Origin of the sequence: Saliniferula longa (genome assembly GCF_050789285.1) — a bacterium.
In the GTDB taxonomy this organism is placed as follows: Bacteria; Pseudomonadota; Alphaproteobacteria; order Rhodobacterales; family Rhodobacteraceae; genus CAVPWP01.
This window is the reverse complement of the sequence record NZ_JBOUVX010000002.1, coordinates 507,130-521,944: the sequence shown is the minus strand read 5'-3', so window position 1 is coordinate 521,944 and position 14,815 is coordinate 507,130. Positions and strand designations below refer to the sequence as shown.

The following is a 14,815-nucleotide window of genomic DNA, read 5'->3' as shown; positions in this document are numbered from 1 at the left end:
CGAAGCTTCATCTTGAAAAGCGTTCGCTTTATGTTCTATTTCAGTTGAGGGTTCATTTCAGCCGATTCCCTCGTTTGGAGCATTGCGGAGATTCAAGATGACGAAAGACTACAAGCCCGGTGAGAAAGCGCCCCGTAGTGGGCAGTATGAGATTGTGGGGCCCCGCGGGGGCAAGACTGGCGTGGAACGGACGGTGACCAAGGGTGAGCCCCTGCCGCCGACGGAAAGGTCCGGCCAGAAATACATCCTTACAGACCCGACAAAGCACGGTGGCAAGAGCGGGAAGTAGTACCTTGAGCGAACATGAAGCCCGAGATGAGAGCATTCGGATCGCGCACCTGACCATGCTTCAGGGCGTAATCACGCGCATGGGCTCGAACTCCTTCACCTTGAAAGCATTGTCAGCGACCTTTGGAAGTGCGGCAGTCGCGGTAATGGCTACGGCGGACAACCCTTCGCCCCTGTATGCGATTGCCGCGATAATCCCGATGATCATGTTTTGGCTGATGGATGCACAGTACCTGCGTCTGGAGCGGGCATACCGGAGGCTCTATGAGCATGTTCGGAAGGGCGAGGAGATTGAGGCTTACAGCCTCGAGCCCGCGCCCTTCATGAAGGATATCGCACCGGTCTTTCGGCTGGCACTTTCATGGTCGGTGAGTTGGTTCTACGTGGCAATGTTCCTGTCGCTTGCGGCCGTCGCTCTCATCATCTTTCACGGGACATGATCAATGAGTCTCTTTCCGACTCCGATAAAGCGTCGCGTTTTCTTCTCTTTTCATTACCAAAATGATATCTTTCGCGTGAATCAGGTCAGAAACTCTTGGATGTTTCAGCACGATTCCGATCGTGCCTCCGAAGGCTTTTTCGATGGGAGTATCTGGGAGACCTCAAGACGGACAGGGGATGAAGCACTCAAGTCGTTAATCCGCGAGGGGATAAAGAACACCTCGGTAACTTGCGTCCTCGCCGGGCGCGAGACATGCTATCGGCGTTGGGTAAGATATGAGATTGCGCGCAGCATCATTAAGGGCAACGGGCTGCTTACCGTTCAGATTCACAATTTGAAGGATCAGAGTCAAAGGACTTCGGAAGAAGGTGGGAATCCGCTCGACTATATGGGCGTGTACAAGGTTGCCGACGGACGCATCCTTCTTGCGGAATGGGGGGACGGTCAGTGGATTCAGTATAAGGACTTTACCCAAGCCATCGACTTGCCGAGAACATGGATCAGCCCACGCGCAGGTGAGGGCGTGTACCAACTCAGCAACTATGCAAGGAAGTACTGTTACATTCGTGATGACGGTTCTCGAAACTTTCCTACTTGGGTTAGAGATGCTGCACAATCTGTAGGGGCATGAAATGGCTTTCTTGACAATGAACGAGGCTCGCGCCGCGGCCTTGCGCGAAACGAACAGGATAGGAAAGTCGGCAACAGCGATCCTGAGAGAGCACACGTCGACCTCAAGAACTTCCTTTGATATATTCCTCTCTCATTCAAAGATGGATTCAGAGCTTGTGCTCGGCGCCAAGAAGATCTTGGAAGAGAAGGGATATAGCGTTTACGTGGATTGGATAGAGGATCAGCAACTTGATCGCTCACAGGTGAATCGGGAGACCGCAGATCTTCTCCGCAGGCGGATGAGGCAGTGCGCCCTCATGTTCTATTTGCACACAGAAAACGCCGCGCTCTCAAAATGGTGCCCTTGGGAACTCGGTTTCTTTGACGGCCATACACAGTCGAAGCACCGTACGTATATCTTTCCTCTCGTTGCGGGCTCCCAGACCTTCAAAGCGCAGGAGTATCTTGAGCTCTATCCCGTTGTCGAGATCGACAATGTCGGAATGACTTCATTCTCCAAGAACGACGTTTATGGCAAGCTATTCAATGGTGCCCGCATCAGGATGTCGGCTGCTTTATCCGGAATCCACTGACGGGCGTATCCATTGCCCGATGCGGTGGCGGCGCCACGTCGGACGGCATGTATCAGCATGAGAAGATTTCTTCTTGCGCAGTGGTGTCTCCACATCCTTTGTTTGGTTGAGATCAACCGGAGCCAGAAGTGAACCCGACCGAGATCTTTGAGGCCATCGACGCCATTGCGAAGGCGCCGTTCGACGCGGGCGAGTTCCCTTTCGTCTTTGCGGAGGCGACGGACAACGCCAAGGCGACGGTCTCGAAGCTCCGGAATGGCACGACCAACAAGTCCGATCTGCCCGGCGGCGTCCTGGTTGCGCGGAAGTTCCACTACGCCCCTGCGCTTGGCGGCATGGTGGACGTGACTCTCGATGCCCTACGTGGATCCAAGCGCACGGCGACGGCAAAGCCGGCGATCCTGATCGCGACGGACGGCGACATGGTCGCGGCCGAGCACCGGGCGAGCGGCGACACGCTCCACTGCCGGTTTGACGAGATCGGCGATCACTTCGGCTTCTTCCTCCCGGCTGCCGGCAAGGAGCGCTACCGCGCCGTCGAGGAGAACCCGATCGACGTCAAGGCGACGGGCAAGCTGGCCCGCCTCTACGACGCGCTCATCAAGGCGAACCCGGACTGGGCGACCGAAACCCGGCGCCACGAGATGAACCAGCTTATGATGCGGCTCATCTTCTGCCTCTTCGCCGAGGATGTCGGAATCTTCCCGGACAACCAGTTCAGCCGCCTCATCTTCTCCCACGCGGGCAACAAGGGCGAGGAGGCGCGTGAGGCAACCTTGGCGGCGTTCCGGGCGATGAACATGCCCAAGGGCCAGCGCGTCGGCCTGCCGGCATGGACGGCCGAGCTCGAGTATGTGAACGGCGGCCTCTTCGCCGGAGAGATCGACGTGCCCGCCTTCGATCCGGCGGCCTTTCGCTACCTCAAGGATGCGGCTGCCCTGAACTGGCGCGAGATCAACCCTGACATCTTCGGGTCCATGATCCAGTCCGTGGCCGACCCGAAGCAGCGCGCCGAGCTCGGCATGCACTACACCTCCGTCCCGAACATCATGAAGGTGATCGGACCCCTGTTCCTCGATGACCTCGATGCCGAGATCGAGAAGGCGTGGGATCGCTCGAAGGCGCTCGCGCGCATCCGGGACCGGATGGGCGGGATCCGGGTCTTCGATCCGGCCTGCGGCTCGGGGAACTTCCTCGTCGTTTCTTACCGGGAGCTGCGGGCACGGGAGACGAAAATCCTGCAGCGCATCGCCCAGCTTGAGGGATCGACCCAGGTCCAGATGTGGTCGGCCATTCCGATCACGAACTTCTACGGCATCGAGCTCACAGACTTCGCGGCCGAGACGGCCAAACTCGCCCTCTTCATCTCCGAATACCAGGCCAATGCCCGGTTCGGAGAGGTGTTCGGCCAGATGCCGGCCACCCTCCCCCTGAAAGAGGCGGCCCGTATCACCTGTGGAAACGCTCTTCGATTGAACTGGGATGCCGTCTGCCCGCCGCCGGGTGAGGATGAACAGGTCTTCATCGTCGGCAATCCTCCCTTCCTTGGCGACAACTCCCGAAACGACGAACAGAACGCCGACATGGAGCATGTCCTTGGCGGAACCCTCGACGCCTATAAACGCATCGATTTCGTCTCGTGCTGGATGTTCAAGGCGGCAAACTACATCCGCGGGCGCGCTGCCCGATCCGCGCTCGTTGCAACGAATTCGATCTGCCAAGGTCAGCCCGTCGGCGCTCTATGGCCTCACATCTTGGTGGGTGGAGTCGAAATCGGGTTTGCACACCGCTCGTTCAAATGGCGAAACAACGCTTCTGCAAATGCAGCAGTCATCTGCGTGGTTGTTGGGCTGAGAAACACCTCAAGGGATAGAAAGCGGCTGTTTCATGAGGAAATCGAAGAGATAGCCTCCAACATCAACGCATATCTTCTGGATGGGCCAAATATCTTTGTTGCTGCGTCTTCACCATTGTTCGCACTTCCCCTCATGGAAAAGGGGAACATGCCAACTGATGGGGGAAACCTTATTCTCGCACCTCATGAAAAGGCCGAGCTTCTGGAAAAGCATCCAGAGGCGGAAAAGTTTGTGCGACGATATGTCGGATCACAAGAGTTGATTCAGGGTATTGAACGTTATTGCTTGTGGATCGAGCACGCACAGAAGGACGAAGCCTTCTCGATGCCTTCTCTCGCCGATCGTTTCGCGAAGGTTGCAGAAATGCGACTCGCCAGCAAGGCGCCAACGACAAGGCCTCATGCTGCGACCCCCTACCGATTTCTGCAGATCCAAGATGTTGCTCGCAGCCATTCGATTGCTGTTCCGAGTGTTTCGTCTGAGGCAAGGGAATATCTGCCTGTGGATCGCCTCGAGAAGAACGCCATTGTCTCAAATCTTGCTTTCGCGCTCTATGATGCACCTGATTGGTGCCTGTCGCTGATTGCCTCGCGTCTTCACCTCGTCTGGATCGCTACAGTTTGCGGGAAGCTGAAGTCTGATTTTCGGTATTCTAACACGATGGGGTGGAACACATTCCCAGTTCCTCATTTCACGCAGGATCAGCTCGATCAGCTCTCAGCATCCGCCCGTCGCATAATGAAGACCAGGTGGAGTCATTACCCGGCCACGATCGCTGATCTCTATGACCCTGACACGATGCCGGACGACCTCCGGCAGGCGCACAAGGAGAACGACGATCTGCTCGAGTCGATGTATATCGGGCGGCCCTTCCGGAACGACACCGAACGGCTTGAAAAGCTCTTCAAGCTCTACGCCGCCCGAATGAAGCAGGAGGCCGCCGCATGATCCCGATGGTTCATGTCAGCTATGGCAGCTCAGGGAGCGGCACCAACGCAATGGGCATGCGCCCGATGCAGGCGCGCGTCTACGCGGCGCGGGCGGCCCAGTATCTCCTGTTGAAGGCGCCGCCGGCCGCCGGCAAGAGCCGCGCGCTCATGTTCGTGGCTCTCGACAAGATGCGGCATCAGGGGCTCGGCAAGACGATCGTCTGTGTGCCCGAGACCTCAATCGGCGCGTCGTTCCGATCGACCGATCTGCGGAGCGGCGGGTTCGAGGCGGACTGGACGGTCGAGGACCGGTGGAATCTCTGCCTTACGGGTGAAGAGGCCGATCCCCAGAAGGTGCGCGCCTTCACGGCTTTCCTTCAGTCCGACGCCAGGGTCCTGGTCTGCACCCATGCCACATTCCGCTTCGGGTTCGAGGCGGCGCTCGACACCGTGGGCGTCGAAGCCTTCGACGACTGCTTCATCGCTATCGACGAGTTCCACCACGTCTCCGCGTCCGACAACAACCGCCTCGGGACCTACCTTCGGCAGCTCCTCGCGCGGGAGAAGTGCCACGTCATGGCGATGACCGGGAGCTACTTCCGCGGCGATGCCGACCCGGTTCTCCGCCCCGAGGACGAGGTGCGGTTTTCGACCATCACGTACAGCTACTACGAGCAGCTCGAGGGCTACGAGCATCTCAAGGCTCTGGCGATCAACTACCAGTTCTACAAGGGGAACTACCTGAACGGCCTGCCGGGCGTTCTCGACACGACCCAGAAGACCATCATCCACATCCCTCACCGCGGATCGACCGAGGCCTTCGACACGAAGCAGAACGAGGTGGGCCTGATCATGGGGCTCATCGGTGAATACAAGTCACGGGATCCCGAGACCGGCTTCGACCTGATCGAGACCCCGGATGGGCGGATCCTGAAGGTTGCCGATCTCGTCGATGACGGCCCGGGGCGGGACATCGTGAAGACCGCGCTCGGCCGCGAGATCCGGGGACCTAACGGAAAGCGCGATGACGCAGCCGACCGGGCGAAGGTGGACATCATCATCGCGCTCGGAATGGCAAAGGAGGGCTTCGACTGGGTGTGGTGCGAGCACGCCCTGACGATTGGCTACCGGTCGTCGCTCACGGAGATCGTCCAGATCATCGGCCGCGCCACGCGGGACGCGCCGGGAAAGCCCAAGGCCATGTTCACGAACCTGGTGGCCGAACCCGGTGTCGAAACAGGGGTGGTGACGGACGCCGTCAACGACATGCTGAAGGCAATCTCGGGATCGCTCCTCATGGAGCAGGTGCTCGCCCCGAACTTCAAGTTCTACCGGCGCGAGGACGGCGACATCCGCCAACCCATGGAGATCGATGGCCAGGGCAATGTGATGATCGGCATCAAGGGGCTCGTCGAGCCGCCGACAGACCGCGCCAAGGAGATCTGTGAGAAGGACATGCACGACCTGATGGCGGCCGCGTGCCAACAAATGGACAGGCGCGTCCTGGCGCCTGACGCGGCGCCAGAGGTGGCGACCCAGATGGTTCTCACCGACATCATTGGACGGCGGTATGAGAACCTCTCGCCAGACGAGACGGAGTCCGTCCGCCAGCACCTGGCGGCTCACATGAACATCCTGTCGCTCGCGCGGCAGGAGTATGAGAGGGGCTTCGGCGAACCTGGCAAGATCTTCGAGGGGCAGAAGCCCGAGACGCAGGGAAAGGACGACGAGGACAAAATCCCAGAAGCCCCGAACACGCTCCTGCAGATGGTCAAGAAGTTCATCAACGTCAAAGAGGTCGACATCGAGCTCATCGACAGCGTGAACGCCTTCAAGGAGCGGTTCGAGGTCGCTTCGAAGAAGCTCGACTCGACGCTCCTGGCGACCGTGCAGTCCGCCATGGTGGCGCTGCGGGTCGAGATGACCGAGGACGAGGCGCGAACGCTCTGGCCGCGCATCAAGGCCTTCCGCGCATCGGAAGGCCGGGAGCCCAATCTCAACGCAGCTGATGCGCTGGAGAAGCGCATGGCCGAGGCCCTGGCCTGGCTGAAAGCCCAGAAGGCCAAGCGGATGCGCGAAGGGGTCCTGTGATGCCCCGGCCGACGCTCGACGAGATCTTCTCCGAGCCCGACGAGTTCGGCCTCCTCGAGGTCAAGCTGAGGCCTGGATCGGGATCCGCGGGTGCGGACCGCGGTGTCGCCATCATGCGGGAGGTCAGCGCCTTCTTTGAGCGCCATGGACGCCTTCCTGATGCCGATGCTGCCGACCACGAAGAGATGCGCCTGGGAACCATCTGGGAAGCCGTGCGGGGCACTCCGACAGCTGAGATGCGGGAGGCCGACAGCTTCGGACTTCTCGAGGCCGAGGAGCCGCCTGCGCCGACCTCCTGGCGCGACGAACCCGATGCCGCGGCGATCCCCGAGAGCCTGGACGACATCTTCAGCGACGACGATCTCGAGGTCGCGCCCGATGTCGTGAACCTTCGCCATGTGACTCCGGCCGCAGAGCGGCATGTTCCCGACCACCGGGCGGAGTTCACGCCCTGCAGGGACTTCGATCAGTTCGCCCCGAAGTTCGAGGCGCTGCATGCCGCTCTCGAGTCCGGAGAACGACGCGCGATCCCCGTCAAGAAATGGGCTGTGATTGAGCCCCTCGAGGGGGACTTCTTCATCCGTGGTGGTCTCCTCGCCCTTATTGCCGAGAAGTCGGAGATGAGCGTTCGGGGTGGGGCTCGAGATCATCGCCTTCGGGTCATCTTCTCGAACGGCACCGAAAGCGATCCGCTGATGTCATCGTTCCGTAAGTCCCTGAACGACGACAAGACGGCTCGCATGGTCGAGCGCCTTGGTCTCGGTCCTCTGGATCCTGAATGGGAAGCTGACCGGCTCGAGCTCTCGGGGACGATCTACGTGGCCCGGAGCCTGTCCGAGAACCCGGAGATCAAGTCGCAGCGGATGATCCTCCACAAGATCGGAGTCACCAGCCAGGACGTGCGTCGGCGGGTGGCTGATGCCCGGAACGACCCAACGTTCCTCCTCGCGCCGGTTGAGATCGTGGCGACCTACGAGCTCAAGAACCTACCGCGGCACAAGGTCGAGGATCTTCTCCATCGGTTCTTCGCGCCCGCCCAGCCGGCCGAACTGTTCGTAGTGGATCGATTCGGGAAGAAGATCCGGCCGAAAGAGTGGTTCTATGTGTTACCTGAACATGTTGGACAGGCGGCCGAGCTCATTCGATCGGGACGCCTTCATGATTTTCGATATGATCCAGAATCCCAGACCATCATCGAAAAACTGTAGATGATTTTTCGGTCTACATTCTTCATCGATAAGCCAGGCCTATCTCCGATAGAGAATCCTCACCACTTGCAAAAGGCTGGCAAGAGATGAAAAATCCTCCGAACATAATCAGGAGCCTTGACGATATACCCGAACCCTCTCCGGAAGATCAGAAGAAATCTGCGGAGGACTACGAAGAACTTGTGGCTAAACTTGCCGAAAAGTTCTCAGGTTATAGCGAAATATGGCGGCGAGTCGATGAGGCCATCAAGGTCGTCGGCGAGGCGATCAGCACTGTCACCGCAAGGGTGCAACCCATAATCGATGGATTTGCCCACCTTCACGACGCAAAGAAGGCATTGGAGCCATCAGGCCTGCTCCCTCACGCAACGACACCTTGGGGTCGATTCAACAAGAGTGAGCCAGGCTTGTTCGCGGAAACCGCGATCCAATACTATGACAAGGAGTGGGATAACGTTGAGAAAGAGTTCCACTCCATAATCGATGAGTGGGATGTTTTGCCAAGCGCGAAGAAGGCGTTTCGGGATGCTCTTGTTTGCCATCGCGCCGGCCTGTTTCGATCCGCCGTCCTCACGCTTTTCCCTGCCGTTGAGGCGGAGTTTCGATCGTCATTCGACAAGAAGGTCGGCGACAATGCTGCGAGCTTGGAGGAGCTTCGAAAGTTGGTCAATGAGATCCCCGCTGGCTACATCCTCTTCCATGTCGCGCCTCTTCGGCTCTTTGAGCTCTTCAATGCTCATATCTATGCCAAGGTGAAGACTTCGGAAGCGTTCAACCGGTTCAAAGACGACCCGGTACCCAACCGGCATGCGGCCATTCATGGCATAATCGACTATGACACCGCCGTTCACAGCATCAACGCACTCATCCTGGCCGATTACATCTTCTTTCTGATCACTCAGCTCAAGAAAGCCGCGGCCGCTCAGCAAGGGTCACAAGACCACGAGGGGTGATTCGGCTCCACACGAATCAGAACGGCTGGGGGCAGCGCCCCCGGCCCTAGTCCCGCGACAGTGGGAGCACCCGCCCGCGCGCGTCCTCGGCCTCGACCTCGACCTCGTCGAATTCAAAGCTTTCCAGCCGGCCCGCCCGTTTGCCGGCGCGCTCGGCCGCGGTCATGATTCCATCGATGTCCTGACGCGCCTGGGTGAAATGCGTGTCGAGCTTCTGCACGCGTTCTACGACGATCTCGACGTCGCGGTGCAACTGGTGCAGCGTCTTGCGGATCGCCCCGGCCTGCTCGCGCATCCGCGCGTCCTTCAGGATCGCGCGCATGGTGTTCAGCGTCGCCATGCAGGTCGTGGGCGACACGATCCAGACCCGCGCCTGGAAACCCTCCCGCACCACGTCGGGGAAATTCGCGTGCAGCTCGGCATAGACCGCCTCGGACGGCAGGAACATCAACGCCCCGTCCGCCGTCTCGCCGTCGATGACATAGCGCTCGGCGATGTCGCGAATGTGCTTGCGCACCGCCTGGCGCAGATCGCGGGCCGCCTCGGCCGTTTCACGGTCGGACTTGGCGCGGCGCAGCGCTTCATAGGCCTCAAGGGGGAACTTCGAATCGATCACGATCGGGCCGGGCGGGTTGGGCAGGTGGATCAGGCAATCCGCCCGCTTGCCGTTCGTGAGCGTGGCCTGCAGCGTGTAGGCGTCGGGCGGCAGCGCCTTCGAGACGATGTCGGTCAGCTGGATCTCGCCGAACGCGCCCCGCGTCTGCTTGTTCGACAGGATATCCTGAAGGCTGAGAACGTCCCCCGAAAGCTTCTCGATGTTGGCCTGCGCCTTGTCGATCGTGGCAAGCCGTTCCTGCAGCTCGCCCAGCGACCGGGCCGTGCGGTTGGCCGAGCCGTGCAGGTTCTCCTGCATCCGGGTCGACACCTCGGCAAGACGCGTCTCCATCAGCCGCAGCATCTGCGCCTGCGATGCCGCCTGGGCTTCGGAGACGTGGGTAAGGCCGCCGGCAAGCTGCTGCTGCCCGGCCCCAAGTCGCTGCACATCCGCGCCAAGCGCGCTCATCTGCTGAAGGACCGGCCCGAACATCACGGCCTGCCGTCCGGCGCGCCGGAAGGCGGCGATCACGAAGACCAGGATCAGGATCACAAGGGCGAACCCGCCCAGCGCCGCCAGCGTCAGCGGGTTGTCGAACTGCAGCTCTGTCTCGCCGATCCGGATCATGTGCGTTCGAAGAGCTTTTCGATATCCGACAGCTTCAGTGCGATCCAGGTCGGCCGACCGTGGTTGCACTGGCCCGACAGCGGGGTGGCCTCCATCTCGCGCAGAAGGGCGTTCATTTCGTCCGCGCGCAATTGTCGCCCGGACCGGACCGATCCGTGGCAGGCCATGCGCGACAACACCGCGTCGATCCGCGCCTCGATGGCGGTGCTCTGGCCGTCTTCGGACAACTCGTCGACGACATCGCGCAAAAGGGCGGCGGCGTCGACCTGCCCAAGGATCGCCGGCACTTCCTGCACCGCGACCGCGCCGCCCCCGAAGGGTTCGATCCGAAGGCCAAGCTCGGCCAAAGACCCGGCATGGGCCAGAAGACGGGCGGCATCGGGTTCCGGCAGGTCGACCACCTCGGGCACGAGAAGCGGCTGCGACGCCACCCTGCCCGCGTCGCGCCGCAGCGCCTTGAGCCGTTCATAGACCAGGCGCTCATGGGCCGCGTGCTGGTCGACGATGACGATCCCGTCGCGGGTCTGGGCGATGATGTAGTTCTCGTGGACCTGCGCCCGGGCCGCGCCCAAGGGCGCGTCCGCACGATCGTCCCGGACACGGTGCGTTTCGGCCTCCTCGACGCGGGCGGACAGGCCGAAATCCTCGGCGAAACCGGGGGATGCGTAGACTGACGGGGTCACGGGCCGGGGACGATCCATCTGATAGACGCGCGCCGTCTCGGGTGCGGCCCGAAACGCGCCTAGCGCGGCGCCCGAGATGGTCGTGGCGCTGCGATGCCCCGCGCTTGCAAGCGCATGCCGCAGGCCCGAAACGATGAGACCCCGCGCGACACCGGGATCGCGAAAGCGCACCTCGGCTTTCGCCGGGTGGACGTTCACGTCGACAAGCTGGGGATCGCAGTCAAGAAACAGGGCGACCGCCGGGAAGCGGCCGCGCGGCAGGACGTCGGCATAGGCCCCGCGAAGGGCGCCGGTCATCATCTTGTCGCGCACCGGGCGGCGGTTGACGAAAAGGTGCTGGGCGGCGCCCGTCCCGCGCGAGAACGTGGGCAGCGCCGCGAACCCGCGCAGGGAAAGCCCCTCGCGTTCGGCGTCGAGGGCGATCGCGTTCTCGACGAAGTCCCGGCCAAGCAGCCGTTTTAGCCTCTGCCGCAGCGCTTCGGCAAAGGGCCCGCGCTCGGCCGGAAGGTCGACGATCACCCGGGCCGGCCCGTCTTCGGGAACCTCCTGAAGGATGAAGGCCACCTGCGGCTCGGCGATGGCCAGCGACCGAAGCGTATCGGCGATCGCCTGTGCCTCGGCCCGGTCGCTTTGCAGGAATTTCAGTCGTGCGGGCGTGGCGTAGAAGAGATCGCGCAATTCGACCCGCGTTCCCCGCGGAACTGCGTCGGGGCGCACTTCGGGCTTGCCGCCGCCCGACACGAAGATCGCCGCTGCCGGCATCCCCTCGGCCCGCGACGCGATCTTCAGCCGCCCCACCGCGGCAAGCGACGGCAGCGCCTCCCCGCGAAAGCCGAAGGTGCGGATGTTCAGCAGGTCGGTCCCGTCGATCTTCGAGGTGGCGTGGCGGGTGACGGCCAGCGGCAGGTCGGCCTCGGCCATCCCATGGCCGTCATCGACGACGCGGATCAGCTTCTTGCCGCCCGCGGCATAGGCCACCTCGATGCGGGTGGCCCCGGCATCAAGCGCGTTCTCGACCAGTTCCTTGACCGCCGAGGCCGGACGTTCGACCACCTCGCCCGCCGCGATCCGGTTGATCGCGGCCTCGTCCAACTGCCGAATGATCGGTCGGGCCTGGCTTATGTTGGGGTCTGCCGCATGCATGCCACTAGCACTAGCATGCATGACGGCGATTCGACAGGTCAGTTCGACGGCTCGATCCCTTCGGGGCGGCCCACCACCACGAAGTGCAGCGCCTCGGGATCGTAAAGCCCGGCCGCGACACGATTCACATCCGCGACCGTCACGGCGTTCACCTTGTCGTTGCGGGTCTCGATATAGTCGATCGGCAAGCCTTCCATCTGCATGCCGACCAGGATCCCCGCGATCGGGCCGTTGCCATCGAAGCGCAGCGGATAGGCGCCGGTCAGGTAGGTCTTCGCCTCGGCGACCTCTTCTTCGGTAAAGCCCTCGGCTGCGACGCGGGCCCATTCGGCCTTGATCACGTCGATCGCCTCGCCCATGCGGGCGTTTTCCGTGGCGCTCTGACCCAGCAACAGCGGTGCGCCGTCGAGTTCGGCCAGGAAGGTGCCGATCCCGTAGGTCAGACCGCGCTTTTCGCGCACCTCCGTGGACAGGCGGGATTGCAGGCCGCGACCGCCGAAGATCTCGTTGGCGATGAAGGCCGCGAAGAAATCGGGGGCGTCGCGCTTGATCCCGCGGTGGCCGAAGAAGGCGACCGACTGCGGCGTGTCGAAAGGCACGATCGTCTTGCCGCCTTCCAGAAGGTAGGGCGCATCCGTCACCTCGAGGGGCGCGCCCTGGGGCAGATCGCCCAGAAGCGCGTCAAGAAGCTGTGCCAGCTCCTCGGGCGTGATGTCGCCTGCGGCCCCCACGAAGATGTTCGCGCGGTTCAAGACGGTTTCGTGAGCGGCCACGATATCGTCGCGCGTCAGGGCCGCGACGCTGTCCAGCGTGCCGTCGCGGGATGCGCCATAGGGATGATCGCCGAAGACCAGCCCATCGAACGTCTGCGCGGCGATCGCGTTGGGGTCCTGCGCATCGGATCGGATGATCGACAGCACCTGCGCGCGCACCCTTTCGATCGCATCGGCGTCGAAGCGCGGCGCGATCAGGGCCTCGCGCAGAAGCGCAACGGCCTCGTCCCGGTTCTCGGTCAGGAAGCGCGCCGAGATCGACACCGAATCGTCGTAGGCGTCGAACTCGAAACTGGCGGCAAGGCTTTCGCGGGCGGCCGCGAAGGCGCGCGCATCCAACTCGCCTGCGCCCTCCTCGAGCAGCCCCATCATCAGGTTCGTGACGCCCCGCTTGCCCTCGGGGTCAAGCGCCGCGCCGCCCTGGAACCGCAGTTCAAGCGCCACGAACGGGATCGACGGCTCTTCGACCAGCCAGGCGGTGATGCCGCCCGGGCTTTCGACTTCCTGGATCTCGACGGCGGCAAGGGCGGGACCCGCGACGACAAGCGTCGCGGCGACGATCAGGGCGCGGATCACTGGATGACCTCCGTTTCGGCCGGGTTCTCGGCGGGGGCCTCGACCGAGGCCTCGATCGGTGTCGCTTCAGGGGCGGTCAGCCAGGCGGTCACGGCATTGCGGCGGTCGAAGATCCGTTCGGCAGCGGCCATGATATCCTCGGGCGTGACTGCCTTGAGGATGCCGGGCCACGCCTCGATGTCCTCGATGGTCAGGCCGCTTGTCAGCCCCATCCCATAGCGGCGGGCCAGCGACGACAGGTCGTCGTCGCCATAGACCATGGCGGCACGGATCTGCATCTTGATGCGCTCAAGCTGGTCGGGATCTACGCCTTCGGCCATGAACTCGGCCACGGCCTGGTCAAGCGCCGCTTCCGCGGCGTCAAGCGTGACACCCTCCGAGGGCACCACGATCAGCCCGAAGGTCGTATCGTCGAGCGACACGTCGCCGTAGAAGGCGCCGGAATAGACGGCGGTCTGCGTCTCGAACTGCAACTTGCGGCCCAACACCGAAGTGGCGTTCGACCCGCCAAGGATCTCGGCCAGAAGGGTCAGGGCGGCCGCGTCCTCTTGCGCGCCAGCATCGCGTTCGGGGGCAAGATAGGTGCGCAGGACATAGGGCTGCGCCACGCGCGGATCCTCATAGGTCAGCCGACGTTCGGCCAGTTGCGGCGGCTCCTGAACCCGGACGCGCGGCGCAAGATCGGGATTCGCGGGGATCGCGCCGTAATGCTTTTCGGCAAGACGGCGCACCTCGTCCGGCGTCACGTCGCCCGCGACGATCAGGATCGCGTTGTTCGGCCAGTAAAAGCGGTCGTAGAAGGCCCGCGCATCCGCGATCGACAGGTTCTCCATCTCGTGGCGCCAGCCTATGATCGGGGTGCCGTAGGGATGGTTCATGTACTGCGCCGCATTGCGCTGTTCGGCCAGGATCGCGCCCGGATCGCTGTCGGTGCGCTGGTTGCGCTCCTCGATGATGACCTGGCGTTCGGTGTCGACCTCGTCGGGCAGGAACCGGATGTTGCGCATGCGGTCGGCTTCCATTCCCATGACAAGGTCAAGGCGGTCTGCGGCGATGCGCTGGAAATAGGCGGTGTAGTCGTGCGAGGTGAAGGCGTTGTCGCTGCCGCCGTTGGCCGCCACCACCCGCGACAACTCGCCCGAGGCAAGCGTGTCGGTCGACTTGAAAAGCAGGTGCTCGAGGAAATGCGCGATGCCGGACGACCCCGGCGTCTCGTCCGCGGCGCCTGCGCGATACCAGACCATGTGCACCACGACCGGCGCGCGGTGATCTTCAAGGACGACCACCTCCATCCCGTTGCCAAGCGTGAAGGTCGACACCTCGGCGGCGGCCGCGACGCGGGGTCCGGCAAGCGCAAGGAAAAGGGCGGTGAGGGCGGCGGTCCACCGGGCCATGGTCAACTCCTGTCAGCTTCGCCCCGAATACCTACGCCTCGGGCGGCGCGGT

The 14,815-nt window shown here is 62.4% G+C and carries 12 protein-coding genes; 8 read left to right on the top strand and 4 right to left on the bottom strand.

Annotated elements, in window-relative coordinates:
• Positions 1 to 97: 97 nt before the first annotated feature.
• The 8 genes from ACRDNQ_RS09065 (at position 98) to ACRDNQ_RS09030 (ending at position 8,972) form a co-directional block, all read left to right on the top strand.
• Positions 98 to 289 (top strand): YjzC family protein, encoded by a 192-nt coding sequence (locus ACRDNQ_RS09065; RefSeq protein ID WP_431828329.1) that lies wholly within the window; start codon positions 98 to 100, stop codon positions 287 to 289.
• A gap of 4 nt (positions 290 to 293) precedes the next feature.
• Positions 294 to 728, top strand: coding sequence for a hypothetical protein (locus ACRDNQ_RS09060; RefSeq protein ID WP_431828328.1), 435 nt, complete (start codon positions 294 to 296; stop codon positions 726 to 728).
• A gap of 3 nt (positions 729 to 731) precedes the next feature.
• On the top strand, positions 732 to 1,361 hold the full coding sequence (locus ACRDNQ_RS09055; RefSeq protein WP_431828327.1) for a TIR domain-containing protein: 630 nt from the start codon (positions 732 to 734) through the stop codon (positions 1,359 to 1,361).
• A gap of 1 nt (position 1,362) precedes the next feature.
• Positions 1,363 to 1,935 (top strand): TIR domain-containing protein, encoded by a 573-nt coding sequence (locus tag ACRDNQ_RS09050; RefSeq protein ID WP_431828326.1) that lies wholly within the window; start codon positions 1,363 to 1,365, stop codon positions 1,933 to 1,935.
• A 128-nt stretch (positions 1,936 to 2,063) separates the two neighbouring features.
• Positions 2,064 to 4,739, top strand: coding sequence for a class I SAM-dependent DNA methyltransferase (locus tag ACRDNQ_RS09045; RefSeq protein WP_431828325.1), 2,676 nt, complete (start codon positions 2,064 to 2,066; stop codon positions 4,737 to 4,739).
• Positions 4,736 to 6,811, top strand: coding sequence for a DEAD/DEAH box helicase (locus ACRDNQ_RS09040; protein ID WP_431828324.1), 2,076 nt, complete (start codon positions 4,736 to 4,738; stop codon positions 6,809 to 6,811). The genes ACRDNQ_RS09045 and ACRDNQ_RS09040 overlap by 4 nt, the downstream gene beginning before the upstream one ends.
• The gene (locus ACRDNQ_RS09035) at positions 6,811 to 8,019 is read left to right on the top strand and encodes a GIY-YIG nuclease family protein (RefSeq protein WP_431828323.1); all 1,209 of its coding nucleotides are present in this window, start codon (positions 6,811 to 6,813) and stop codon (positions 8,017 to 8,019) included. The genes ACRDNQ_RS09040 and ACRDNQ_RS09035 overlap by 1 nt, the downstream gene beginning before the upstream one ends.
• 86 nt (positions 8,020 to 8,105) lie before the next feature.
• Positions 8,106 to 8,972 (top strand): hypothetical protein, encoded by an 867-nt coding sequence (locus ACRDNQ_RS09030; RefSeq protein WP_431828322.1) that lies wholly within the window; start codon positions 8,106 to 8,108, stop codon positions 8,970 to 8,972.
• A 46-nt stretch (positions 8,973 to 9,018) separates the two neighbouring features.
• Here ACRDNQ_RS09030 and ACRDNQ_RS09025 read toward each other — a convergent pair whose 3' ends face one another.
• Genes ACRDNQ_RS09025 through ACRDNQ_RS09010 form a run of 4 tightly spaced genes read right to left on the bottom strand, consistent with a single transcriptional unit; the run spans position 9,019 to position 14,763 of the window.
• The gene (locus tag ACRDNQ_RS09025; RefSeq protein ID WP_431828321.1) at positions 9,019 to 10,194 is read right to left on the bottom strand and encodes a DNA recombination protein RmuC; all 1,176 of its coding nucleotides are present in this window, start codon (positions 10,192 to 10,194) and stop codon (positions 9,019 to 9,021) included.
• Positions 10,191 to 12,020, bottom strand: coding sequence for a DNA mismatch repair endonuclease MutL (gene mutL, locus ACRDNQ_RS09020; protein ID WP_431828320.1), 1,830 nt, complete (start codon positions 12,018 to 12,020; stop codon positions 10,191 to 10,193). The genes ACRDNQ_RS09025 and mutL overlap by 4 nt, the downstream gene beginning before the upstream one ends.
• 38 nt (positions 12,021 to 12,058) lie before the next feature.
• Complete coding sequence (locus ACRDNQ_RS09015) at positions 12,059 to 13,369, bottom strand: M16 family metallopeptidase (protein WP_431828319.1); 1,311 nt, start codon at positions 13,367 to 13,369, stop codon at positions 12,059 to 12,061.
• Positions 13,366 to 14,763, bottom strand: coding sequence for a M16 family metallopeptidase (locus ACRDNQ_RS09010; protein WP_431828318.1), 1,398 nt, complete (start codon positions 14,761 to 14,763; stop codon positions 13,366 to 13,368). The genes ACRDNQ_RS09015 and ACRDNQ_RS09010 overlap by 4 nt, the downstream gene beginning before the upstream one ends.
• Between the last annotated feature and the right edge of the window lie 52 nt (positions 14,764 to 14,815).